At 67.1% G+C, this 21,472-nt stretch carries 25 protein-coding genes; 9 read left to right on the forward strand and 16 right to left on the reverse strand.

Annotated features, from left to right (window positions below):
• Positions 1–53: 53 nt before the first annotated feature.
• Together ACFWU2_RS17995 and miaB are read right to left on the reverse strand one after the other, a co-directional pair.
• Complete coding sequence (locus tag ACFWU2_RS17995) at positions 54–599, reverse strand: hypothetical protein (RefSeq protein WP_378608780.1); 546 nt, start codon at positions 597–599, stop codon at positions 54–56.
• Positions 596–2,125: a tRNA (N6-isopentenyl adenosine(37)-C2)-methylthiotransferase MiaB gene (gene miaB / locus ACFWU2_RS18000; RefSeq protein ID WP_378608783.1), complete on the reverse strand. Its 1,530-nt coding sequence runs from the start codon at positions 2,123–2,125 to the stop codon at positions 596–598. The genes ACFWU2_RS17995 and miaB overlap by 4 nt, the downstream gene beginning before the upstream one ends.
• Positions 2,126–2,346: 221 nt before the next feature.
• On the opposite strand from miaB, the gene gluA reads away from it, so the two are divergent.
• From gluA to ACFWU2_RS18020, 4 genes are all read left to right on the forward strand, one after another.
• Entirely contained in the window at positions 2,347–3,075 is a 729-nt protein-coding gene (gluA, locus tag ACFWU2_RS18005) for a glutamate ABC transporter ATP-binding protein GluA (protein WP_378609481.1), read from the forward strand.
• 103 nt (positions 3,076–3,178) lie between these two features.
• Positions 3,179–4,012, forward strand: coding sequence for a glutamate ABC transporter substrate-binding protein (locus ACFWU2_RS18010; RefSeq protein ID WP_378608786.1), 834 nt, complete (start codon positions 3,179–3,181; stop codon positions 4,010–4,012).
• 131 nt (positions 4,013–4,143) lie between these two features.
• Positions 4,144–4,824: an amino acid ABC transporter permease gene (locus tag ACFWU2_RS18015; RefSeq protein ID WP_169620635.1), complete on the forward strand. Its 681-nt coding sequence runs from the start codon at positions 4,144–4,146 to the stop codon at positions 4,822–4,824.
• A complete protein-coding gene (locus tag ACFWU2_RS18020; protein WP_378608789.1) occupies positions 4,821–5,729 on the forward strand; it encodes an amino acid ABC transporter permease in 909 nt (302 codons plus the stop codon). The genes ACFWU2_RS18015 and ACFWU2_RS18020 overlap by 4 nt, the downstream gene beginning before the upstream one ends.
• A 4-nt stretch (positions 5,730–5,733) precedes the next feature.
• Here the strand turns inward: ACFWU2_RS18020 and recX are convergent, their stop codons facing one another.
• From recX to ACFWU2_RS18050, 6 genes are all read right to left on the reverse strand, one after another.
• A complete protein-coding gene (gene recX / locus ACFWU2_RS18025) occupies positions 5,734–6,357 on the reverse strand; it encodes a recombination regulator RecX (protein ID WP_378608792.1) in 624 nt (207 codons plus the stop codon).
• A 123-nt stretch (positions 6,358–6,480) separates the two neighbouring features.
• Complete coding sequence (gene recA, locus ACFWU2_RS18030) at positions 6,481–7,521, reverse strand: recombinase RecA (protein ID WP_378608795.1); 1,041 nt, start codon at positions 7,519–7,521, stop codon at positions 6,481–6,483.
• A gap of 202 nt (positions 7,522–7,723) precedes the next feature.
• A complete protein-coding gene (locus ACFWU2_RS18035) occupies positions 7,724–7,918 on the reverse strand; it encodes a DUF3046 domain-containing protein (protein WP_378608797.1) in 195 nt (64 codons plus the stop codon).
• A 78-nt stretch (positions 7,919–7,996) separates the two neighbouring features.
• Positions 7,997–9,142, reverse strand: coding sequence for a glycosyltransferase (locus tag ACFWU2_RS18040; protein WP_378608800.1), 1,146 nt, complete (start codon positions 9,140–9,142; stop codon positions 7,997–7,999).
• A 39-nt stretch (positions 9,143–9,181) separates the two neighbouring features.
• On the reverse strand, positions 9,182–9,901 hold the full coding sequence (locus tag ACFWU2_RS18045; protein WP_378608802.1) for a PIG-L deacetylase family protein: 720 nt from the start codon (positions 9,899–9,901) through the stop codon (positions 9,182–9,184).
• A gap of 113 nt (positions 9,902–10,014) precedes the next feature.
• On the reverse strand, positions 10,015–10,191 hold the full coding sequence (locus ACFWU2_RS18050; protein ID WP_378608805.1) for a hypothetical protein: 177 nt from the start codon (positions 10,189–10,191) through the stop codon (positions 10,015–10,017).
• Between the two features lie 250 nt (positions 10,192–10,441).
• Between ACFWU2_RS18050 and ACFWU2_RS18055 the strand changes: the two genes are divergently transcribed.
• Genes ACFWU2_RS18055 through ACFWU2_RS18065 form a run of 3 tightly spaced genes read left to right on the forward strand, consistent with a single transcriptional unit; the run spans position 10,442 to position 12,341 of the window.
• Complete coding sequence (locus ACFWU2_RS18055; protein ID WP_378608808.1) at positions 10,442–11,038, forward strand: biotin transporter BioY; 597 nt, start codon at positions 10,442–10,444, stop codon at positions 11,036–11,038.
• 20 nt (positions 11,039–11,058) lie between these two features.
• Positions 11,059–11,739, forward strand: coding sequence for an energy-coupling factor ABC transporter ATP-binding protein (locus ACFWU2_RS18060; RefSeq protein ID WP_378608810.1), 681 nt, complete (start codon positions 11,059–11,061; stop codon positions 11,737–11,739).
• Entirely contained in the window at positions 11,736–12,341 is a 606-nt protein-coding gene (locus tag ACFWU2_RS18065; protein ID WP_378608813.1) for an energy-coupling factor transporter transmembrane component T family protein, read from the forward strand. The genes ACFWU2_RS18060 and ACFWU2_RS18065 overlap by 4 nt, the downstream gene beginning before the upstream one ends.
• A 22-nt stretch (positions 12,342–12,363) precedes the next feature.
• Here ACFWU2_RS18065 and ACFWU2_RS18070 read toward each other — a convergent pair whose 3' ends face one another.
• The 5 genes from ACFWU2_RS18070 to pgsA form a co-directional block, all read right to left on the reverse strand.
• Positions 12,364–13,179 (reverse strand): hypothetical protein, encoded by an 816-nt coding sequence (locus ACFWU2_RS18070; protein WP_378608816.1) that lies wholly within the window; start codon positions 13,177–13,179, stop codon positions 12,364–12,366.
• A gap of 33 nt (positions 13,180–13,212) precedes the next feature.
• A complete protein-coding gene (locus ACFWU2_RS18075) occupies positions 13,213–14,022 on the reverse strand; it encodes a PspA/IM30 family protein (protein WP_072698531.1) in 810 nt (269 codons plus the stop codon).
• Positions 14,023–14,215: 193 nt separating this feature from the next.
• Positions 14,216–14,605, reverse strand: coding sequence for a helix-turn-helix domain-containing protein (locus ACFWU2_RS18080; protein WP_169620623.1), 390 nt, complete (start codon positions 14,603–14,605; stop codon positions 14,216–14,218).
• Positions 14,606–14,706: 101 nt separating this feature from the next.
• On the reverse strand, positions 14,707–15,213 hold the full coding sequence (locus ACFWU2_RS18085; RefSeq protein ID WP_378608820.1) for a CinA family protein: 507 nt from the start codon (positions 15,211–15,213) through the stop codon (positions 14,707–14,709).
• Positions 15,210–15,887 carry a CDP-diacylglycerol--glycerol-3-phosphate 3-phosphatidyltransferase gene (gene pgsA / locus ACFWU2_RS18090; RefSeq protein ID WP_378608823.1) on the reverse strand — a complete coding sequence of 226 codons (678 nt, stop codon included), beginning with the start codon at positions 15,885–15,887 and terminating at the stop codon, positions 15,210–15,212. The genes ACFWU2_RS18085 and pgsA overlap by 4 nt, the downstream gene beginning before the upstream one ends.
• 82 nt (positions 15,888–15,969) lie before the next feature.
• Here pgsA and ACFWU2_RS18095 point away from each other — a divergent pair, with 82 nt between their 5' ends.
• Together ACFWU2_RS18095 and ACFWU2_RS18100 are read left to right on the forward strand one after the other, a co-directional pair.
• Positions 15,970–16,458, forward strand: coding sequence for an amino-acid N-acetyltransferase (locus ACFWU2_RS18095; protein WP_378609484.1), 489 nt, complete (start codon positions 15,970–15,972; stop codon positions 16,456–16,458).
• A 37-nt stretch (positions 16,459–16,495) separates the two neighbouring features.
• A complete protein-coding gene (locus ACFWU2_RS18100) occupies positions 16,496–16,780 on the forward strand; it encodes a YciI family protein (protein WP_378608826.1) in 285 nt (94 codons plus the stop codon).
• 13 nt (positions 16,781–16,793) lie between these two features.
• Here ACFWU2_RS18100 and ACFWU2_RS18105 read toward each other — a convergent pair whose 3' ends face one another.
• From ACFWU2_RS18105 to ACFWU2_RS18115, 3 genes are all read right to left on the reverse strand, one after another.
• Positions 16,794–17,777, reverse strand: coding sequence for a TerC family protein (locus tag ACFWU2_RS18105; protein WP_378608828.1), 984 nt, complete (start codon positions 17,775–17,777; stop codon positions 16,794–16,796).
• 165 nt (positions 17,778–17,942) lie between these two features.
• Positions 17,943–20,678, reverse strand: coding sequence for a DNA translocase FtsK (locus ACFWU2_RS18110; protein WP_378608830.1), 2,736 nt, complete (start codon positions 20,676–20,678; stop codon positions 17,943–17,945).
• Positions 20,679–20,803: 125 nt separating this feature from the next.
• Positions 20,804–21,427, reverse strand: a complete 624-nt coding sequence (locus tag ACFWU2_RS18115) for a TIGR03085 family metal-binding protein (RefSeq protein WP_378608833.1) — start codon at positions 21,425–21,427, stop codon at positions 20,804–20,806.
• Positions 21,428–21,472 lie beyond the last annotated feature (45 nt).

The raw sequence follows: 21,472 nt of genomic DNA on the forward strand, positions 1-21,472 counted from the left end.
GCCCCTCCCCGAATCGGGAGGGGCACCGTCGTCTGTAGCGCCGGGCGGGATCTCTACGTGTCGCGGAACAGCCGCGGGCGGTCGTTTTCGGCGACGACGCGACGCAGGTCGCTCTCTGCTTCGAGTTGTGCGGACGTCCGCGCCCACACCACGCGTGCCCAGTGGAAGACGATCACCATCATCGCGAACCAGCCCAGCACGACTCCGAAGCCCGGGCCGCCTGCCACCGACTCGACCGGCAGCGTCTGACGGGTCCAGATCGAGAGCATCCCGAACACGAGTGTCACCGACGAACCTGCCAGCGTCACCCAGGCCAGAACCCATTTGCGGGTGAGCAGCGCCAGGATCGAGCCGAGTGCGCCGAAGATCAGGGCGAACCACACGAACAGTCGGGACGGGAGGGCGATCTCCTGCGTGACGGCGTCGGGGGCGAAGGCCAGCACCTCCCAGCCGTTCGCAGAACCCGCGTGCGGGAGAGCGAACGCGCCGAGCAGCACGAGCACTGCGATCGCCACGACCATCGCGCGCGCACCGGGATCGATCTCTTTGGCGGCGTTCCGTTCGGCGGCCTCGAGGCCGGCACGGATCTCCTCGGTCATGCGTTACATCCCATCTGGGTCGGGAGGTCGGCAGGAGCACCGATCGTGGGTAGCCCCAGACCCACGCCGATCGGCGGAGTCTTGGGGAGTTTGCCCTGCTCGAAATGGTCTCCGGCGCGGGTACGGCGGTGGGTGAGTATCGGGTCGTCGGCGATCAGGTGGTGCGGCGCCGCCCCGGTGACGACAACTGTGATCACGTCGCCGGGACGGACCGCAGTGTCGATGTTGCCTTCGGGACGGAAGTGCACGAGGCGGCCGTCGCGTGCACGCCCGCTCATGCGCGCGGTCTCGGCGTTCTTGCGCCCTTCCCCGGCGGCGACGAGCAGTTCCACCTCGGTGCCCACCAGTTCGCGGTTCGCCTCGAGCGTGATGCGCTCCTGGAGTGCGATGAGCCGCTCGTAGCGTTCCTGCACGACTGCCTTGGGGACCTGGCCGTCCATCTCGGCTGCCGGGGTGCCGGGGCGCTTCGAGTACTGGAACGTGAACGCACTGGTGAAACGTGCCTTTTCGACGACGTCGAGGGTGTCCTGGAAATCTTCCTCGGTCTCACCGGGGAAGCCCACGATGATGTCGGTGGTGATCGCGGCGTGCGGCATCGCGGCGCGCACTCTGTCGATGATGCCGAGGAACCGGTCCTTGCGGTAGGACCGGCGCATCGCCCGCAGTATCCGGTCGCTGCCGGACTGCAGCGGCATGTGCAGCTGCGGGCAGACGTTCGGTGTGTGCGCCATCGCCTCGATGACGTCATCGGTGAACTCCGCCGGATGGGGTGAGGTGAACCGCACACGTTCGAGGCCCTCGATGTCGCCGCACGCGCGCAGAAGCGAGGCGAAGGCGCCGCGGTCGCGGGGCTGTTCGGGATCGGCGAAGGACCGGCCGTACGAGTTGACGTTCTGCCCGAGCAGCGTCACTTCGAGGACACCTTCGTCCACGAGGGCTTTGACCTCGGCGAGGATGTCGCCCGGACGCCGGTCGACTTCCTTACCTCGCAGCGACGGCACGATGCAGAACGTGCAGGTGTTGTTGCACCCGACCGAGATGGACACCCATCCCGCGTACGGCGACTCCCGCTTGGCGGGCAGCGTGGAGGGGAAAGCCTCGAGGGAATCGAGAATCTCGACCTCCGCGCGGCGATTGTGACGCGCCCGCTCGAGCAGCGCCGGCAGGTTCCCGATGTTGTGGGTGCCGAAGACTACGTCGACCCACGGTGCCTTCTGAACGACGAGACTGCGGTCCTTCTGTGCGAGACAGCCACCGACCGCGATCTGCATGTCGGGGTTCTCGTCCTTGACGGGCCGCAGATGACTGAGGTTGCCGTAGAGCTTGTTGTCGGCGTTCTCCCGGACTGCGCAGGTGTTGAAAACAACGAGGTCAGGAGACGTTCCTGGGGAAGCACGATGAAAACCGGCGTCCTCGAGCAATCCGGACAGGCGCTCGGAATCGTGCACGTTCATCTGGCAGCCGTACGTACGGACTTCGTAGGTCCGGGCGGCGGCGTGGGAGACATTCTCGTCGATCAGTGACACGTCTCAGGGTAGCTCACGCGGACGAGCGAGCTTCCCGCCGGTGACGCCGGGCGACCACCGAACCGGTCTGTTCCTGTGGCGGCCGTAAATTTTCCGTGACAGCATTCACTCCACGGCCCGAAATGCGAGGAATCGGCGAGCGGACCGCATAAGGTCTCCCCATGACATCACCGGCAGCCGGGACGGAGAAGCCGTCCGACAACTCGGACAGCACCCCCTCGATGATCTCCCTCTCCCGAGTCGACAAGCACTTCGGCGACCTACACGTGCTGCAGGACATCAACGTCGAAATCCCTCGCGGGCAGGTCGTGATCGTGGTCGGCCCGTCGGGATCGGGAAAATCCACACTGTGCCGCACCATCAACCGGCTCGAACCGATCGACTCGGGAGAGATCCGGGTCGACGGCACGCTGCTTCCCGCCGAGGGCAAAGCTCTCGCGAAGCTCCGTTCCGACGTCGGTATGGTGTTCCAGTCCTTCAATCTCTTCGCCCACAAGACGATCCTCGAGAACGTGACGCTCGGGCCCGTGAAGGTGCGGAAGATGAAGAAGGCCGACGCACGCGAGGCCGGCATGCAACTCCTCGAACGAGTGGGCATCGCCAACCAGGCCGACAAGTACCCCGCGCAACTGTCGGGTGGCCAGCAACAGCGCGTCGCCATCGCGCGGGCTCTCGCCATGAACCCCAAGGTGATGCTGTTCGACGAGCCCACGTCGGCGCTCGATCCCGAAATGGTCCAGGAAGTCCTCGACGTCATGACCTCGCTGGCGAAAGAGGGCATGACGATGGTCGTCGTGACCCACGAAATGGGCTTCGCACGCAAGGCCGGCGACCGGGTGCTGTTCATGGCGGACGGCCGGATCGTCGAAGACACCGACCCGGACAGCTTCTTCACCTCGCCCAGTTCCGATCGTGCCAAGGACTTCCTCGGCAAGATCCTCAGCCACTGAGCCGACCTCGTGGGCGACCGCCCCACGAGGTCCCTGCAAGCGCCGGTGCGGAGATGTCCGCGCCGTTTCCACCCGCACGACACCCGCAAACCGGAGGTACTCGATGAAACTGTCCCGCTCGATCCGCCTGGGCATCGGCATGATTGCCCTTGCCGTCACCGCGACGGCCTGCGGCGGCGACGAGACGCGCAACGTGTCGCAGTCCGCCGAGAACGGCAACCTGACCGTCGGCATCAAGTTCGACCAGCCCGGACTCGGCCTGCGTAACCCCGACGGCACCTTCAGCGGGTTCGACGTCGAGGTCGCGAAGTACATCGCCGGTCAGCTCGGCGTGTCGGAAGAGAACGTCGAGTTCAAGGAAGCACCCTCCGCACAGCGCGAAACGCTCATCCAGAACGGCGAGGTCGACTACGTCGTCGCGACCTACTCCATCACCGACGCCCGCAAGGAGAAGGTCGACTTCGCCGGCCCGTACTTCGTCGCCGGCCAGTCGCTGCTGGTGCGCGAGGACAACACCGACATCACCGGCCCCGAGTCGCTCACCGGCGGCAAGCGCCTGTGCTCGGTCGCGGGATCGACACCGGCACAGAAGGTCAAGGACACCTACGCACAGGACGTCCAGCTGCAGGAGTTCGACACCTACTCGGCGTGCGTCGAGGCACTGCGGAACGGCGCTGTCGATGCAGTGACCACCGACGACATCATCCTGGCGGGCTACGCGGCCCAGAGCCCCGGACAGTTCAAGGTCGTCGGTGAGCCCTTCACCGAAGAGCGTTACGGCATCGGCCTCGCGCTCGGTGACGACGAGTCGCGCACCGCGATCAACGAAGCGATCGAAGAAATGATCGCCAGCGGTGCGTGGGAGACAGCGTTCCAGGAGACGGTCGGAGCGTCGGGCTACCCGCTGCCCGAAGCACCTTCGGTCGACAAGTACTGAGTAAAACCCGGCACCGGTCGATCCGGTTCCGGAAGTCCCCGCCGAAGTAGCGCCCGGCCGGTTCGTCGACGACGTCGCGAACCGGCCGGACCGCTCCGGCAACCGCCCTCCCCTCGATCCGGAGTAGACCTGTGGATCTGTTGAGCAAGTACGGAAGCCAGCTGCTCGATGCGTTCTGGACCACCATCCAGCTGACGGTCGTGTCGGCGATCGGCGCGCTGGTCCTCGGAACGATCCTCGCGGGCATGCGGGTTTCCCCCATCCCCGTCGCGAGGGCCATCGGCACCGCCTACGTGACCATCTTCCGTAACACGCCACTGACGCTGATCATCATTTTCTGCCTGTTCGGGTTGTCCCAGACACTCGGAGTGAAGCTCGCCTCGGAGTCCTCCCCGACGTTCCTCGTCGACAACAACTTTCGCCTCGCCGTGCTCGGTCTGACCGTGTACACCGCCGCGTTCGTGTGCGAGTCCCTGCGCTCGGGCATCAACACCGTGTCGCTCGGACAATCCGAGGCCGGGCGCTCTCTGGGCCTGACCTTCGGGCAGAACCTCCGGCTGATCGTGCTGCCACAGGCATTTCGTGCGGTGATCGCGCCGCTCGGTTCGGTGCTGATCGCCCTGACGAAGAACTCGACCATCGCCTCGGTGATCGGTGTGTCCGAGGCGTCGCTGCTGATGAAGACGATGATCGAGAACGAAGCCGCGATCTTCGCGATCGGTGGCATCTTCGCCCTCGGGTTCGTGATCCTGACCCTCCCGACCGGCCTGCTCTTCGGCTGGCTCAGCAAGCGATTCGAGGTAGCACGATGAGTGCACGCGGAAGCGTTCTCTACGACGTACCCGGCCCCCGCGCGAAGGCGATCTACCGGATCCTGTCCGTGGTGGTGGTCGCGCTACTGCTGCTGGCCGCGTGGTTCATCTACCGAGCGCTCGACTCGCAGGGTCAGCTGACCGCGGCGAAGTGGGAGCCGTTCCTCGAATCGACCAGCTGGACAACGTATCTGCTCCCCGGTATCCGGGGAACGCTCATCGCAGCGGCCGCATCGATCGTTCTGGCGCTGGTCCTGGGTGCTGTGCTGGGGATCGCGCGCATGTCGGATCATCGCCCGGTACGGATCGTCGCCGGAACCATCGTGGAATTGTTCAGGGCCGTCCCCGTCCTGATCCTCATGATCTTCGCCTACCAGGTGTTCGCCGAGTACCGCGTGTTCAAGTCGGACTATCTGGCACTCGCTGCGGTGATCACCGGCCTGACGCTCTACAACGGATCGGTGATCGCCGAGATCGTGCGCGCCGGTATCAACTCGCTTCCCCGCGGCCAGACCGAGGCTGCGTCGGCGATCGGCATGCGGAAGAACCAGGTCATGCGGCTCATCCTGCTGCCGCAGGCGGTCACGGTGATGTTGCCGGCGATCGTGTCCCAGATGGTGATCGCGTTGAAGGACTCCGCGCTCGGGTACCTCATCGGTTACGTGGAAGTGGTGCGTTCCGGACAGCAACTCGGCGCCTTCTTCTCCAACTACCTGCCGTCGCTGCTCGTGGTGGCCGCCATCATGATCGTGCTCAACAGTGCTCTGACCCAGTTCGCGACGCGACTCGAGAAGCGTTTGCGCTCCGGACGCGGCAAGAAGGGCGCGGTGCCTGCGGAAAGTCCTCAGACGATCCCGGTGCTGGCGGTTCCGGGTATGGACATCACGCACCCCGAGACGCGGTAGGCGTTCAGTCGGCAGGAAGATCCTCGGTTTCGGCACCGAGGGTAGCGAGTTCCTGCCGGACCACGTCGAAGGCCATGCCCTGTGCATAGCCGCGTCGTGCCAGCATCCCCACCAGCCGCCGCACCACCTTGTCGCGCTCGAGCGCACGTTCGCGCCGGTCGCCCTCGGTGGACAGCGGCGGCTGGGTACGAAGCTTCTTTCGGACCATTTCGACGGCGCGCTCTCGTTCGTCGTCGCTGTCGATCTGGTCGAGCGCAGCTTCCGCGTCGTCGGCGTCGATGCCCTTGCGGCGCAACTCGAGCGCGATCGCGCGCTTGCCTCTGCCGGAGTACAGATGACGTGACCGCGCCCATTGCTGGGCGAAGTCCGCGTCGTCGATCAGCCCGACCTCGGTAAGACGGTCGAGGGTGCGTTCGGCGACTTCCGCTGTGAAACCTTTCTGCTCGAGCTTCGCGGCAAGTTCGGCGCGGCTGCGGGCGCGGTCGGTGAGCAAGCGAAGGCACACATCTTTTGCCTGTGCTTCGGTTCCTCCGCCGGGCTCCTTGCCGGTGCCCCGGTCGGTCCGGGAGCTTCGGTCGGATCTGTGTCGGCTACTTCCCCGGTTGCCGCCTCGGCTGCTGTCATCCATGGTGCGGACCCTAGAGGAGGGCACCGACGGAGACGCCACAGACGAGGGCGTCGACCGGATACGACGAAGGGACCGGCCACACCGGCCGGTCCCTTCCTCACGAACCTCGGGAAGTCTCGAACTCTAGAAGTCTGCGGGCTCTTCGGCCTCGACGGCGGTGAGTACCGCCCCGATGCCGAGCTTCTCCTTGATCTTCTTTTCGATCTCGTCGCGCACGTCGGTGTTCTCGAGCATGAACTTACGGGCGTTCTCCTTGCCCTGTCCGAGCTGATCGCCCTCGTAGGTGTACCAGGAACCCGACTTCCGAATGAAGCCGTGCTCGACACCCATGTCGATCAGCGAACCTTCCTTGCTGATGCCATGGCCGTACAGGATGTCGAACTCTGCCTGCTTGAACGGAGGCGACACCTTGTTCTTGACGACCTTGACGCGGGTGCGGTTGCCCACCGCATCGCCGCCGTCCTTGAGCGTCTCGATCCGTCGCACATCGAGGCGCACGGAAGCGTAGAACTTCAGCGCCTTGCCACCGGTGGTGGTTTCGGGGCTGCCGAACATCACGCCGATCTTCTCGCGCAACTGGTTGATGAAGATCGCAGTGGTGCCGGAGTTGCTGAGCGCGCCGGTCATCTTTCGCAGAGCCTGGCTCATGAGCCGGGCCTGCAGGCCGACGTGGCTGTCGCCCATTTCGCCTTCGATCTCGGCTCGGGGCACGAGAGCCGCCACCGAGTCGATCACGATGATGTCGAGAGCGCCGGAACGGACGAGCATGTCTGCGATCTCGAGAGCCTGCTCACCGGTGTCGGGCTGGGAGACCAGCAGCGCGTCGGTGTCGACTCCGAGGTTGCGGGCATATTCGGGGTCGAGCGCGTGCTCCGCGTCGATGAAGGCGGCGAGGCCGCCGTTTGCCTGCGCGTTTGCCACCGCATGCAGTGCCACCGTCGTCTTACCCGAGGACTCCGGCCCGTAGATCTCGACGACGCGGCCACGCGGGAGACCACCGATTCCGAGCGCGACGTCGAGTGCGATCGACCCCGTCGGGATCACTGCGATGGGCTGGTGGGCTTCCTCCCCCAGTCGCATCACCGAGCCCTTGCCGAAGTTCTTGTCGATCTGCGCGAGGGCGAGCTCGAGCGCCTTTTCGCGATCGTGAGTCTGTGCTGCCATGTTGGTCCCCTTCATCGAATCTCGTCCTGCTTGTCGACGACGTTAGAAGCCGGTACCGACAAGTTCGCTGCGGCGAGCACAGAACGTCTCTTCTGTGGATGGATTCGCTGCGTGTGGACGGCGTCGTCACCGCCCGGCCACCCCAGCATAGACGAACATCTGTTCGAACGTTCGGAATAGGGCGCTCCCCGCTGCGCTGCGGTCACCTTCGCGCCGGTGGCACATCGAACTCTTCGCACAAAGCCCGCCACACCTCCCGAGGTTCCCGGCCTGCCTCGATCGCCTGGGCGGCCGTACGGCCACCCAGTTCGAGGAGCACGTGGTCTCGCAGCAGGGCATCGCCGTGCATCTGCCCGAATTCGTCTCGGACCATCTCGTGGAATTCCGTCAACCGCACTCGCCCCACGGTAGTCGTCCCCGACGACGCGGTGCCGCATCTGCCCGGGGCATTTCGATCTGCCTCACCGCACATGCTTCAGCGGAGGGCAGCCTCGCACACCGCGACCGGGTCCTCGACACTTCCCGCGGTGGCAGCTGCGGCGCGGGCCGCAACCGCGAACTCCGGGCGCGACAACACCGTCTCCACCGCGGCTCGTACCGCTCCCGCATCCAGCGGCCGGACGACCACGGCGCTGCCCTGGCGGGCCGCACGGTTCGCAAGTTCCCACTGGTCGCCTTCACCGGGGACGATCACGGCGGGAACTCCGGCGCTGAGCGCCTTCGCCAGCATTCCGTGCCCTCCGCCGCACACCACCACGTCGGCGGCACGAAGCAGCACGTCCTGACGGCCGCGTCCGGCGACCGCCCAGTCCGGCAGCGAACCGGCCGGCGGGTCGAGCATCGTCGCCGCCACCCGCATCCCCGTGCCGGTCAGCCCCTCGCACACCGCCTCGACCATTCCCACGACACCCGTCGTGGCGGTCGACGGCGCCACCATCACCAGCGGCCCGGTGCCGGGCGGAGGTTCGAGCACCACGTCGGTGGGTTCCCACAGCAGCGGGCCGACGACGTGAGCGTGCGCAGGCCAGTCGGGCCGGGGCACCTCGAGGGCGGGCACGGTCGCGACGAGGCGCGCACACGGTCCGGGGTCGCGGGCCGGCAGACCGATCCCGATCCGCGCGCCCGCCCTGTGCCGGACGCCCTTTCGCAACGAACTCGCGGTCATGGCACGCAGCACGGTGTCGCGGAGCCGTCCTGTCGGTCCGGTGCCCACGGCAAGCCCGCTGCCGATCGGAGGCAATCCACGAGACGGGAGGTAGAGGGGGTGCGGCGACAATTCGATCCAAGGAATGCCCAGTCGCTCGGCCGCCATGCCTCCCCCTGCGGTGATGACGTCCGACACCACGAGGTCCGGGAGCAGAGCACTGAGGTCCTGGAGCATCTCGGTCGCGATGTGAGCGGCCCGTCCATGGATCTTGGCTCCGGCGTCCGCGTCGTCGTCGTCCGACCGCGGAGCCAGCCCCTTGAGCTCGGCGACGGTCACTCCCGGAACATCGATGCCGAACCAGCGCTCACCGGTGAACAGAATCGCCTCGTGGCCGGCGGCGGCGAACCGGCGCGACAATTCGATCGCCGGAATCGCATGGCCTGCATCGGGTCCTGCCACCACTGCCACTCGCACGCAGCTCAGACTGCCACAGCCGATCAGGACGGTCCGCTGCTACCCCGCGGCGGTGAACAGTTCGAATCCGACGGCACGCTCGGCCGGGAACCCCGGCAACGCTCCCGACGACATCTGCACCTGTGCCCGGGCCTGCTCGTCGACGTCCACGGTGCTCAGCGCCTCGAGATATCGCCGGTGCGCCGCGAGCGAGCGCTCGGCGGTCTCGACCGTCTCGGTGACGTCGACCGCGTGCGTCGGTGACGGCGTGTTCACCGCGATCCACCGCACACCCGGCCAGGGTTCGAGCCCGTCGCGGGTCAATTCCGGAAAGATCCACTCGTTGGCGGCGTCGGCCACCGCGTCGAGGACGCAGATGCCGAGTGCGCGATGGTCCGCGCTGTTGAGCATCCCGGGGAACCAGGTGGTCCCGAAATGGGCCGTCACGACCATCTGCGGCCGATGCCGCCGGATCGCGGCCGCGATGTCACGGCGCAGTTCCGGACCCGCGACGAGCCGACCGTCGGCGTGCCCGAGGAACTCGACCGAATCGACCCCGACGATCCGAGCGGACTCCCGCTCCTCGTCCTCACGTACAGGCGCGGATTGTTCCGGCGGAAGGCCGGCGATACCCGCTTCGCCGCTTGTCGCGAGGACATACCGCACGTCCTTGCCCTGCCGCGTCCATCTCGCGACCGCCGCCGCCGCGCCGTATTCGATGTCGTCCGGATGCGCCACCACCACGACGCCGCGGTGCCAGTCCTCGGGTACGGGTTCCATCCGTCCACTATCCACCCGAGCGCGGTCTCCCGGAGGGCGCATACGAGCCGACACGAGAGTGACCCGGCGGAGGGTACCGCCGGGTCACAGCTCGATGCTTCCCGTCGGAGCGGTCAGAAACGACTGAGGTCGTCTTTCCTGTCATTGCCCGACATCGCTTTGTACAGCAGATATCCGCCGAAGATGATCGCGCTGAGCACGAGGATGCCGAACAGGTGGTCGAACAGGGCGCCGATCACCGCGAGGCCGACCCATACGAGTGCGACCATTCCTACGATCTTCCAGAACATCGTGTTCTCCCGCCTGGCACCTGAGCACCGTCGCTGTCGTACACATTCGATCCTCACACCGTCGCGACGGAAAAACACCACGTCATCGCATAGTTCAGGAAAAGATCAGGGGATACCCGCAGCGCGCGGGGCAGGCGTCTCAGGGGTGCGCCCCGAGCGGGGGTGGTGGCGTCGGGAGCGTTCCGGACGCTTACGCTCTACACGTTCGGTCCCGCTGCTACTCGACCCGCCGTCAGAAGGCTGAGAAAACGTGTCCTCGACCCGTCGTATGCCCGCTCGCGATCTCGCGCAGATCGCCGTCTTCGCCGCTCTGATCATCGCGCTGGGTCTGCCCGGTCAGATCACCATCGGCTCTTCCGGCGTCCCCATCACCCTGCAGTCTCTCGGCGTGATGCTGGCCGGCGCGTTGCTCGGCGCCCGGAAGGGTGTCCTGTCGGTCACGACGGTGATCGTGGTCGGTCTCGCACTCCCCGTGCTGGCGGGCGGCCGTACGACACTCACGTCCCTGGCCGGACCGACCGCCGGTTTCCTGATCGGCTGGATTCCCGCCGTCGCCGTCATCGGGTGGCTGAGCATGCGGATGCTCCCCCGGTACCGGACGGTGCTGGGCGTCGGAGTGAACGTGCTCGGCGGCATCGTCGTTCTGTATGCCCTCGGGATCGCCGGCATGGTGCTCCGGACCGACCTGACGGTGTGGGCAGCGGCCGCCGCGAACGTCGCCTTCCTTCCGGGCGACCTGATCAAGGCCGTCGTCGCCGCTGTGGTCGCGGCGCAGGTCCACCGTGCCTACCCGGCGCTCCTCGCCGCCCGGATCCAGCGGCAACCCGCAGCCGACCCGACGCACTGACGGACGGAGCGCACCGGTCGATGAGCGAAATCTGCTTCCGGCAGGTCCGTCACTCCTATGGTGACCGGACCGTCCTCGACGGCATCGATCTGACGCTGACCCAGCGGAGGGTCGGCATCGTAGGGGCGAACGGGAGCGGCAAGTCGACGCTCGCGCGCATGATCAACGGCCTCGTGGTGCCCTCCGCCGGTGCCGTGACGGTCGACGGTTTCGACACCGCGAAGAAAGGCCGGGAGGTCCGCAAGCGTGTGGGCTTCGTCTTCACCGATCCCGACCATCAGATCGTGATGCCGACGGTCGCAGAAGACGTAGCATTCTCTCTGCGACGCAGCGGACTTGGCAAGGCGGAACGCGCCGACCGGGTGCGGGAGGTGCTCGCCGAGTTCGGTCTCGCCGGCCACCACGATCATCCGAGCCACCTGCTCTCCGGGGGGCAGAAACAACTGCTGGCACTCGCGGCGATCATGGTCACCGATCCGGACGTGCTGGTGGCCGACGAGCCCACCACCTTGCTGGATCTGCGCAACACCAAGCTGATCGCCCGCACGTTCGCCTCGCTCCGCCAGCAACTCGTGGTGGTGACCCACGCCCTGGACCTGCTCACGGATTTCGACCGCGTCCTCGTGGTGGACTCGGGTCTGATCGTCGCCGACGACGAACCCGGACCGGCCATCGCGTACTACCGGAAGCTGATCGGGTGAACACATTCGGCCTCTACCACCCCGGGACGTCGGTGCTGCATCGAGTGCCCGCCGGACCGAAACTTGTCGTCACCGCATCGATCATCGTGGTCCTGAGCCTGTGGATCCGGCAGCCCTGGCAGGTTCTGCCCGCTGCCGCGCTCGCGGTGATCGCGTACACCGCTGCGCGGATACCCCTGCGGCTCACGGTGATCCAGCTGCGGCCGATCGTGTGGATGCTGGCGTTCGTCGGCGCGTTCCAATGGGTCGTCGCGGGCTGGGAACGCGCTGTCGTGATCTGCGGTTCACTGCTCGTCGCCGTCGCACTCGCCGCGCTCGTCACCTTGACGACACGCATGACGGACATGCTCGACGCCATCGTGTCCGCCGCGCGGCCGCTGCGCCGTGTGGGCGTCGACCCGGATCGTGTCGGTCTCGTGCTGGTGATGACCATCCGCGCGATCCCGCTGCTGGGCGCGGTGGTGACCCGGGTGACGGAGGCACGGAAAGCCCGGGGGCTCGGATTCTCGCTGCGCGCTCTGGTCGTGCCGGTCGTGGTCGGTGCGCTGATGACCGCCGAAGCGATGGGTGAAGCACTCGCCGCGCGGGGCGTCGACGACTGAGGGCGGGCTTTCGTCGCGCCGGCTACGGACGGCCGCGGTAGCGCCGCTCGATCTGCGCGACGTCCTGCCAGGACAGCGCCCAGCTTTCGAGCTTGTCCGACGTGGTGATCAGCTCCGCTCGATGCTGTTCGAGCAGCGCCATCGAGCGGCTCCCCTCCGGGGCGGCAGCCAGGCGTGCGGCCGCCGCAACGAGTTCCTCGTACTGGTCGACGCCCGACTCGAGCCGCTGTCCCGCAGCGGTGATCGCTGTGTCCAGGTGTGCACCTGCCGCAGCACTCCCCCGCGACGCCGCTTCGAGCGCGACGACGTCCTCGACCACTGCGTCGAGCGCGGACGACGCGGCACGTGCCGCCTCGCCGATCTCGTCGAGGTCGTCGGCGGCGACAGCGCCGGAGCGTGCGATGACGGCGAGCAACCGGGCCAGGCTCTGCTCGTCGGCGGACAGTCGCTCCATGGGGGCGCGCGCCACCGATCCTGCGGGAGGCAGAGTCCGGCGGCCCGGTCCGGGCGGAGGTAACGGCAGCGCATCGAGGCGGCGGAATGTCCGCACCGCCATGACTGCCGGAACGACGAATGCGGCTGTCGCTCCACCGGTAGCGACGATCGTCCAGTCGGGCGCCGACGCGGCGATGAGTGTGGCCGTACCGATACCCCCGGTGCCGCCTGCTGCGCCGAACAAGCGGGCGCGACGACGGGCCCGGCGCTTCTTGCGCCGGACGCGCGCCGCGGGATCCCGCCAACGGCGGGCAGCATCGACCGCAGCGCCCGTGGCGTCTCTGAGCACGGCAGCGGCCGGGCCGGAGATGCTTCCGGCCCGGCCGCTTCCGGGTGCGTTCATGGCGAGGTCACGTTCCTGGGGTGGTCGCGTGCGTTACTGGCTACCGGCACTGCCCGCAGCGGCGGGCGGCTCCTTGCCGATATCGACGGCGGGCGTCGCGGGCGCACCGGGCAGTGCATCGCCCTTCATGGAGGCGCGGATCTGCTCGAGCCGGCTGTGTCCGGCCATCTGGACGGTGGCCTGCTGGACCTCGAGCATCCGTCCCTGCACCGTGTTCTGCGCGAGTTCGGCAGAACCGAGTGCATTGGCGTAGCGACGCTCGATCTTCTCGCGCACGGCATCGAGACTCGGTGTGGTGCCGGGCGCGGACAAGGTGGAATCCATGGAGCGCAGGGACTCGCTGACCCGTTCCTGCATCTTGGCCTGCTCGAGCTGGCTGAGCAGCTTGGTGCGCTCGGCCACCTTCTGCTGCAGTGCCATCGCGTTCTGCTCGACAGCCTTCTTCGCCTGTGCCGCAGCCTGCAGGGACTGGTCGTGCAGCACCTTCAGGTCCTCGACCGACTGCTCGGCGGTGACGAGTTGCGCGGCGAAGGCCTCGGCGGCGTTGGTGTACTGAATGGCCTTCTCGGTGTCGCCCGCAGCATTGGCCTGGTCCGCCATCATCACGGCCTGCCGGGCACTCGCATTGAGCTTCTCGACCTCGTCCAGCTGACGGTTGAGCTTCATCTCGAGCTGCCGCTGGTTTCCGATGACGGACGCCGCCTGCTGTGAGAGTGCCTGGTGCTGCCGCTGGGCGTCCTCGATGGCCTGCTGAATCTGGACCTTCGGATCGGCCTTTTCATCGATCTTGGAGTTGAACAGCGCCATCAGGTACTTCCAACCCTTGACGAACGGATTAGCCATGGGTGTGATCCCGCCTCCATCTGGTAAGCCGCGCAGAACGCGACCCGATGCGCGGCCCTCGCGCACCGATTCCGGACCGCCCTGCCGGTCGTATCCCGGCGGTCCAACCTGCCGAGCCCGGATCACCGCTGGAGGCGAAGCCGGGATATGTCGCTTGTCCGCGCCGGATGCCCGGTGCGATCTTCAATCCATGTTAGGCGGCAGCAAGCGCCCGCGCCGCCGGTGCAGGGATCACAACTCTGGTCTCTTGCGCAATCCGCGCAGAATCCCGCGCCACCCCGTCGGATCCCGCGAGATCGGAGATACCGACCTCGGCAACCCGCTCGTTCATGCCACTGCGGCGGGGAACCGCGTCGGCCAGCGACTCGCTCACGTCGGAAAGGACGTCGGAGAGCGGGACGGCGAGCGCGTCGCAGATCGCCGCGAGAAGCTCACTCGACGCTTCCTTGCGCCCACGTTCGATCTCGGAGAGATACCCGAGGCTGACCCTAGCGCTACTGGAGACTTCGCGCAGGGTGCGGCTTTGCGACACACGGGTACGCCGAAGGCTGTCCCCCAGTGCTTCGCGTAGCAACAGCGCCATCGCATCCTCCTTCGTCCTTCGTACCTATACCCCGACAACGCGCAACGGCGCCGCGGGGTTCCCGCTTCTCGATCGAACCTCGAGAACGCGGTGAACAGACATTACAACGCCGACGTCGTATGCAGGCGGGCGAGTAGTCCCGACACGGCGGCATCGACCGATCCGAGCCGGATGCCCCACCGGTCGCCGCCCACCTCGGGCCGACCCACACGGGTACCTCCCGGCCCGCTGATTCCGATGTACACCGTGCCGGGGGGATGTCCGTCCTGGCTGTCCGGTCCGGCCACGCCGGTCAGTCCCAGCCCCCAGGTGGCGTCGCATCGGGTACGCGCACCGTCCGCGAGCGCCGCGGCCGCGGACTCGGAGACGGGACCGTCGCGCTCGAGGATCTCGGTGTCGACACCGGCCAGCGCGGCCTTCAGATCGGTGGCGTACACGATCAGCCCCCCGCGCAGCACCGCGCTGGCGCCGGGCACGCCGGCGATCGTCGCCGCAAGCAGCCCTGCGGTGAGGGACTCCGCGGTCGCGACGGTCTGTCCGCGTGCCGACAACTCGGCAACGAGTTCCGCTGCCCGCGTCGCGGAGGCAAGCGGATCGGACGTGGTCACGACGACGTCCGGTCCCCGGCGCCGTCGTGCGTGGGCTCGCCGGCCCGCACCGCCGTACGCAGCCTGACCGCCTGCACGACGTAATCGAGGCCCGTCACGACGGTCAGCACCACCGCGAGCACCATCATCGCCACCGCCACCGGCGCGATCGCGTCGGGCAGCGGAAGCAGGTAGATCCCGATGGCAAGGGTCTGGACGAACGTCTTGGCCTTGCCACCCCGGCTGGCCGGGATGACAGCGTGCCGCAACACCGCGAATCGCAGCGCGGTGATGCCCAGTTCGCGAGCCGCGATGATCGCGGTAACCCACCAGGTGAGGTCGCCGAGAAGCGAGAGCCCGACGAGCGCGGCACCGATGAGCGCCTTGTCGGCGATGGGGTCGGCGAGCTTGCCGAAGTCGGTGACCAGGCCGTACCGGCGCGCCAACTGGCCGTCGATACGGTCGGTGATCGCGGCGACCGCGAAGACGGCCGTGGCCGCGAGACGCCACCCGGTGTCGTGCCCGTCGCCGACGAAAAGCAACACCAGGAATACCGGGACCAGCGCGATTCGCAGCACCGTCAGGATGTTCGCGATGTTCCACAAAGGCACCGGATCGTGCGGGGAACCGGCGTTCGGTCCCGGGGCGGCGCCGCTCCCGCCCGATGCGGCGACGTGCTGGCGGGGCGTGCTCATGGGCCCCACAATATCGCCTGAGGCACGCGCTACTGTTCACCGCATGACAACAGCGGCGCCGGAATCCAGCACAACCGATCGAATGGTCGTGCGTCGGGCCCGAACGTCCGACGTGCCGGAGATCAAGCGGCTCATCGACATCTACTCGGGAAGGATCCTTCTCGAGAAGAACCTGGTGACCCTGTACGAGGCCGTCCAGGAGTTCTGGGTGGTCGAGGTCGGTGCGCGTGTCGTCGGGTGCGGAGCACTGCACGTGCTGTGGTCCGACCTCGGTGAGGTCCGCACCGTGGCCGTCGACCCGCAGGTCAAAGGGCGCGGCGCCGGTCATCTCCTGGTCGCGCGGCTGATCGAGGTGGCCCGGGAACTCGAGCTCGAGCGGCTGTTCGTGCTCACCTTCGAAGTGGACTTCTTCGCCCGCCACGGATTCAGCGAGATCGAGGGCACCCCGGTGACGGCCGAGGTCTATGCGGAAATGTGCCGGTCGTACGATACCGGTGTCGCCGAATTCCTGGACCTGAGCTACGTGAAACCGAACACGCTCGGGAACACCCGGATGTTGCTCACACTCTGAGCCGCGACGTCCGTCTCCCACCGGATCGAGGAACTTCATGGCCATGTTCGCCGTCGAATACACGTACTCCGACTCCACCGCCGCGGCGCGCGACGAGCACCGCCCGAAGCACCGGGCATGGCTCAGCGGTCTCGTCGAGGACGGACGGGTCCGGGCAACCGGCCCGTGGACCGACGGGTCCGGGGCGCTGATCCTGCTCGACGTGGCGGACGAGGCCGCGGCGCGGGATCTGATGGCTCAGGATCCGTTCGCGCAGCGCGGCCTCGTCGATGCGGTACGCATCACCGCCTGGACTCCCGTGATGGGCGCTTTCAGCGGTTAGAAGATCGGCGCCTTCAGCGCTTGGCCGATGCTTCCACGTGCCGCGTCCGCAGCAAGCTCGCAACCGTGGTGATGATGAGAACACCGACGATCACAGCCAGCGACAAGCCCGTGGAGATCTCGGGGACCGCCACGTGTTCGCCGCCGTTGATCCAGCCGAGCGTGTTCTCGTGCAGCGCGTGCAGCACGAGCTTGACGCCGATGAACGCCAGGATCACCGAGAGTCCGTACGACAGGTACACCAGGCGCTCGAGCAGGCCACCGATCAGGAAGAAGAGCTGCCGCAGGCCCATGAGCGCGAACGCGTTGGCGGTGAACACGAGGTAGGGCTCTTCGGTGAGACCGTAGATCGCGGGAATCGAGTCGAGCGCGAACAGGATGTCGGTGAAGCCGATCGCGATGAGGGCCAGCAGCATCGGCGTGACCATCTTCTTGCCGTCGATGCGGGTGACGAGCTTGTCGCCGTCGTATTCGTCGTGGACCGGCAGGAACTTACGCGCGAGAACCACCATCTTGTTCTCGGAGATGCTTCCCGGGTCCTCACCGTGGTCGCGGATGAGCTTGACGGCGGTGTAGATCAGGAAGATCCCGAAAAGGTAGAACACCCAGCTGTACGCGTTGATGGCGGCGGCGCCGACGGCGATGAACAGGCCGCGCATCACGAGGGCGAGAACGATGCCGATCGTGAGTACCTTCTGCTGGTATTCCCGGGGCACCGCGAACGTCGCCATCAGGATCACGAACACGAAGAGGTTGTCGACGGACAGTGCCTTTTCGGTGACGTAGCCGGCGAAGTACTCCCCGCCGTACGTCGGCCCCCACACCATGAAGACGACCACACCGAAGATGATGGCGATCGTGATGAACACCGCAGACCAGAAACCCGATTCGCGCAGCGTCGGCGCGTGGGGCTTGCGTACGTGGGCATAGAAGTCGAAGACGAAAAGTCCGACGATCACCGCGATGGTGATCAGCCAGGTCGTCAGGGTTACGTGCATACCTCGGCCTTCCGGTAGGTGTATACCTGCCGGAGGTCTCTCCCGCCCTGCATGAATGCCGGACCGACGGCCCCGGAACGGCATCGGTGCCGTACGTGTTGACGAGACCGCCGCGAATTAGGGGATACTCCCCTCCACAGCTGACACGATTGTGCCATATGTGTGTCAGGCGTCTCCGGACCCGGATCCTGCGTCGTCCGGATCGCCGCCACCGCGGATCGAGTACAGGAGTCCGTCGAGTTCGTCCGGTTTGACGAGCACCTCGCGCGCCTTGCTGCCCTCGCTCGGACCCACCACCCCGCGCGTCTCCATGAGGTCCATGAGCCGGCCTGCCTTCGCGAACCCCACGCGCAACTTGCGCTGCAGCATCGACGTAGAGCCGAACTGGCTCGTCACGACGAGTTCGACGGCCTGGAGGAACACGTCGAGGTCGTCGCCGATGTCGGCGTCGACGTCCTTCTTCTCACCGGCCTTGGGTGCCGTGACGCCCTCGGTGTACTCGGGTTCGGCCTGGTTCTTCGCGGCGTCGACGACCGCCGAGATCTCCTCGTCGGTGATGAACGCACCCTGCATGCGGACCGGCTTGCCGGCACCCATGGGCAGGAACAGTCCGTCGCCCATACCGATCAGCTTCTCGGCGCCGGGCTGGTCGAGGATGACGCGCGAGTCGGTGAGAGAGCTCGTCGCGAACGCGAGCCGCGAGGGCACATTGGTCTTGATCAAGCCGGTCACCACGTCCACCGATGGACGCTGGGTGGCCAGGACGAGGTGGATGCCGGCGGCACGGGCCTTCTGCGTGATCCGGACGATCGCTTCTTCGACGTCGCGCGGAGCCGTCATCATCAGGTCTGCCAGCTCGTCGACGATCGCGAGGATGTACGGGTAGGGCCGGTAGACACGTTCGCTGCCGAGCGGGGCGGTGATCTCGCCCGATTTCACCTTCGTATTGAAATCGTCGATATGGCGAACGCGATTGGCCTGCATGTCCTGGTAGCGCTGTTCCATCTCCTCGACCAGCCACGCCAACGCGGCCGCGGCCTTCTTCGGCTGCGTGATGATGGGCGTGATGAGGTGCGGAATGCCCTCGTAGGGCGTCAATTCGACCATCTTGGGGTCGATCAGGATCATCCGGACCTCTTCGGGCGTGGCCCGGATGAGAATCGAGACCAGCATCGAGTTGACGAAACTCGACTTACCCGACCCGGTCGAACCCGCCACCAGCAGGTGAGGCATCTTGGCGAGGTTCGCGGAGACGAAATCTCCCTCGATGTCCTTGCCGAGACCGATGACCAGCGGATGGTGGTCGCGGCGGGTCGACGGGGCGGCGAGGACATCCGACAACCTGACCAGTTCGCGGTCTGAGTTCGGCACCTCGATACCGACCGCCGACTTACCGGGAATCGGCGCGAGCAACCGGACGTTGTCCGTCGCGACCGCGTACGCGATGTTCCGGGCCAGCGCAGTGATCTTCTCGACCTTCACGCCCGGCCCGAGTTCGACTTCGTAGCGGGTGACGGTGGGTCCCCGCGTGAACCCGGTGACCGCCGCATCGATCTTGAACTGTTCGAGGACTTCGGTGATCGACTCGATCATCTCGTCGTTCGCCGGCGACCTCTTCTTCGGCGGATCGCCCTTGGTGAGCAGGCTCAGCGACGGCAGGATGTAATCGCCGTCGACTTCCCGGTCGGGAACGACGAGGGCATGGGCATCGGACTGCTCCGGCACCGGTTCGGGTTCCGGAACCGGTGCCGCCGGGACCGGACGTTTCGCGCGGGTGCGCGGCGGTGCGGGGACGGGTTCCGGCTCGGGTTCGGGCGGCGGCGCCGCGGCGGTGGCCTCGTTGTCCGGCCACAGGGGCAGTATCTCGGTCTCGGCCTCGAACTCGTCGGGTGGGTAGTTCTCGACGGGGGTGCGGCGACGACGCGACCTGGGCTTCTCCGTGCGATACCCGTCGTCATAGAGACCCGGATCATCGTCGTAGTCGTAGTCCCCGTATTCGTCGTGACCGTATTCGTCGTCCGCGGGGTATCCGAGGCCGAAGTACTCACGGAACAGTTCGGGCAGTTCCCGGATGGTGGTGCCGGTGAGCAGAAGGATGCCGAATCCGGCGGCGAGGAGCATCAGCGGAACGGACAGCCACGCGGTCAGGCCCGCGGTGAGCGGTCCGCCGACCGCGGCGCCGACGAAACCCGCGCCCTCGGATCGACCGGTCGCATCACCCGGGAGGCCGGACGCGACGTGCCACAGGCCGAATGCCGGGAGAGCGACGAGAAGCCCACCGAGCACGAGTCTCGGGCGGATCTCGGGGAACGGTTCGGTACGCATCAGGGTCAGGGCGATGCCGATGGCGACCAGCGGGAGCACCGCTCCCGCGCCGCCCACAACGGCGCGGACACCGGTCTCGACCCAGTCACCGACCGGACCTCCGACGCCGAACCACACCGATCCCGCGACGACCACGCCGATGGCGACGAGACCCAGCGCGATGCCGTCTCGCCGGTGGCCGTGTTCGATGTCGGTGGCCATGCCCATGGTGCGCGTGGTGGCGCCGAGCGCGCGCGCCGCCATGAACCATCCGGCGGCGACACCTTTGCCGAGCGCGCCGAGTACCCCGCCGGAAGTGCGGGACCGCCGCGCTGCGGCACCGCGTGGGGTGGAAGCGCGGGGCCGGGGCGAGCGGCGGGTGCCGGAGGAGGCCGTCCCGCGGGACGTTCGCGCTCCGCCCGACGTCTTCGCCGTCGAGCCTCTGCCCGCTGCTGCCCTACCGGTACCGGCCTTGGCCTTTCCGGACTTGGCCGAGGCCGCACGGGACCGGTTGGCACCGCCCGACGAGCCGCGTGCCCCGGTCCGCGACCGTGAGGTCGTTGAGGACGAAGCGCGACTGCCCGACTTTCCTGCCATAACCGCCAGGGTAACCGCCCGGGCCTCCCGTGAACCATTTGCAACACGGGTAACGCCGGGCGGCACTGGTCACAGGTGATGCGGCGATCCCGGCCACGATGCCGCGTCGATGTGGGGCCGGCCGGTCACACTCCGCGCTTGGATCCGTCGATCTCGGCGACGGCGCTCGGCTCGCCCTCCTTGTCGACGTGCACCGCGTCGCGTCCGAATGCGTGAAGAAGTAGTTCCGCGGGCTCGCCGCGAAGGACGACGGCGCGAGGCCCACGCTTCCGGACAGTGACGCGCTCGCCGTCGGGACGCTCGAAGACGACGGTGACGTCGGACCCGCCGTAGCTGGTGCGCGCGAACATCCGCCCGGTCCGCCACAACTGGTCCTGGACCTCGGTGGAGAGGCGTCGCGGCTCCCATCCCTGCTGGGCGCGGCGCACATCCTCGTGGTGCACGAACATTTCCGCTGCGTTAGCGACGGAGTCCAGGAGGAAGAGCGGCGACCACTTCGGCGGACCGGAGTCGACCTCGGACAGCAGGTGGGCCCACTGCTTGTCCGTGGCCTCGCGACGGACCTTCTCCGTGTGGGCGGCGAACGCCGGGATCATGATTCCGGGCATCGTGTCGACCCGGCGCTCCCGGACGAGGAGATGCGCGGCGAGATCACGGGTCGTCCAGTCGCCGCAAAGGGTGGGCGCGTCGGGACCGACCTCGGACATCGTGCGGACCAGGGCATGTCGTTCCGTGCGGGCAAGACTCATCCGGCCACTCTATCGACGGCACAGGCGCGCGGCACGGGAAGAGTC

The sequence above is a fragment of the Rhodococcus sp. NPDC058639 genome (genome assembly GCF_042717545.1).
In the GTDB taxonomy this organism is placed as follows: Bacteria; Actinomycetota; Actinomycetes; order Mycobacteriales; family Mycobacteriaceae; genus Rhodococcus.

Bases quoted from the DNA above. Each gene is read 5' to 3' on its own strand.
- ACFWU2_RS18020 (WP_378608789.1), top strand. From the start codon at position 4,821: ATGAGTGCACGCGGAAGCGTTCTCTACGACGTACCCGGCCCCCGCGCG.
- ACFWU2_RS18070 (WP_378608816.1), bottom strand. From the start codon at position 13,179: ATGAACGCACCCGGAAGCGGCCGGGCCGGAAGCATCTCCGGCCCGGCC.
- pgsA (WP_378608823.1), bottom strand. From the start codon at position 15,887: ATGAGCACGCCCCGCCAGCACGTCGCCGCATCGGGCGGGAGCGGCGCC.
- ACFWU2_RS18080 (WP_169620623.1), bottom strand. From the start codon at position 14,605: ATGGCGCTGTTGCTACGCGAAGCACTGGGGGACAGCCTTCGGCGTACC.
- ACFWU2_RS18110 (WP_378608830.1), bottom strand. From the start codon at position 20,678: ATGGCAGGAAAGTCGGGCAGTCGCGCTTCGTCCTCAACGACCTCACGG.
- ACFWU2_RS18105 (WP_378608828.1), bottom strand. From the start codon at position 17,777: ATGCACGTAACCCTGACGACCTGGCTGATCACCATCGCGGTGATCGTC.
- ACFWU2_RS18100 (WP_378608826.1), top strand. From the start codon at position 16,496: ATGGCCATGTTCGCCGTCGAATACACGTACTCCGACTCCACCGCCGCG.
- ACFWU2_RS17995 (WP_378608780.1), bottom strand. From the start codon at position 599: ATGACCGAGGAGATCCGTGCCGGCCTCGAGGCCGCCGAACGGAACGCC.
- ACFWU2_RS18010 (WP_378608786.1), top strand. From the start codon at position 3,179: ATGAAACTGTCCCGCTCGATCCGCCTGGGCATCGGCATGATTGCCCTT.
- ACFWU2_RS18050 (WP_378608805.1), bottom strand. From the start codon at position 10,191: ATGTTCTGGAAGATCGTAGGAATGGTCGCACTCGTATGGGTCGGCCTC.
- recA (WP_378608795.1), bottom strand. From the start codon at position 7,521: ATGGCAGCACAGACTCACGATCGCGAAAAGGCGCTCGAGCTCGCCCTC.
- ACFWU2_RS18045 (WP_378608802.1), bottom strand. From the start codon at position 9,901: ATGGAACCCGTACCCGAGGACTGGCACCGCGGCGTCGTGGTGGTGGCG.
- ACFWU2_RS18075 (WP_072698531.1), bottom strand. From the start codon at position 14,022: ATGGCTAATCCGTTCGTCAAGGGTTGGAAGTACCTGATGGCGCTGTTC.
- recX (WP_378608792.1), bottom strand. From the start codon at position 6,357: ATGGATGACAGCAGCCGAGGCGGCAACCGGGGAAGTAGCCGACACAGA.
- ACFWU2_RS18095 (WP_378609484.1), top strand. From the start codon at position 15,970: ATGGTCGTGCGTCGGGCCCGAACGTCCGACGTGCCGGAGATCAAGCGG.
- ACFWU2_RS18060 (WP_378608810.1), top strand. From the start codon at position 11,059: ATGAGCGAAATCTGCTTCCGGCAGGTCCGTCACTCCTATGGTGACCGG.
- gluA (WP_378609481.1), top strand. From the start codon at position 2,347: ATGATCTCCCTCTCCCGAGTCGACAAGCACTTCGGCGACCTACACGTG.
- ACFWU2_RS18115 (WP_378608833.1), bottom strand. From the start codon at position 21,427: ATGAGTCTTGCCCGCACGGAACGACATGCCCTGGTCCGCACGATGTCC.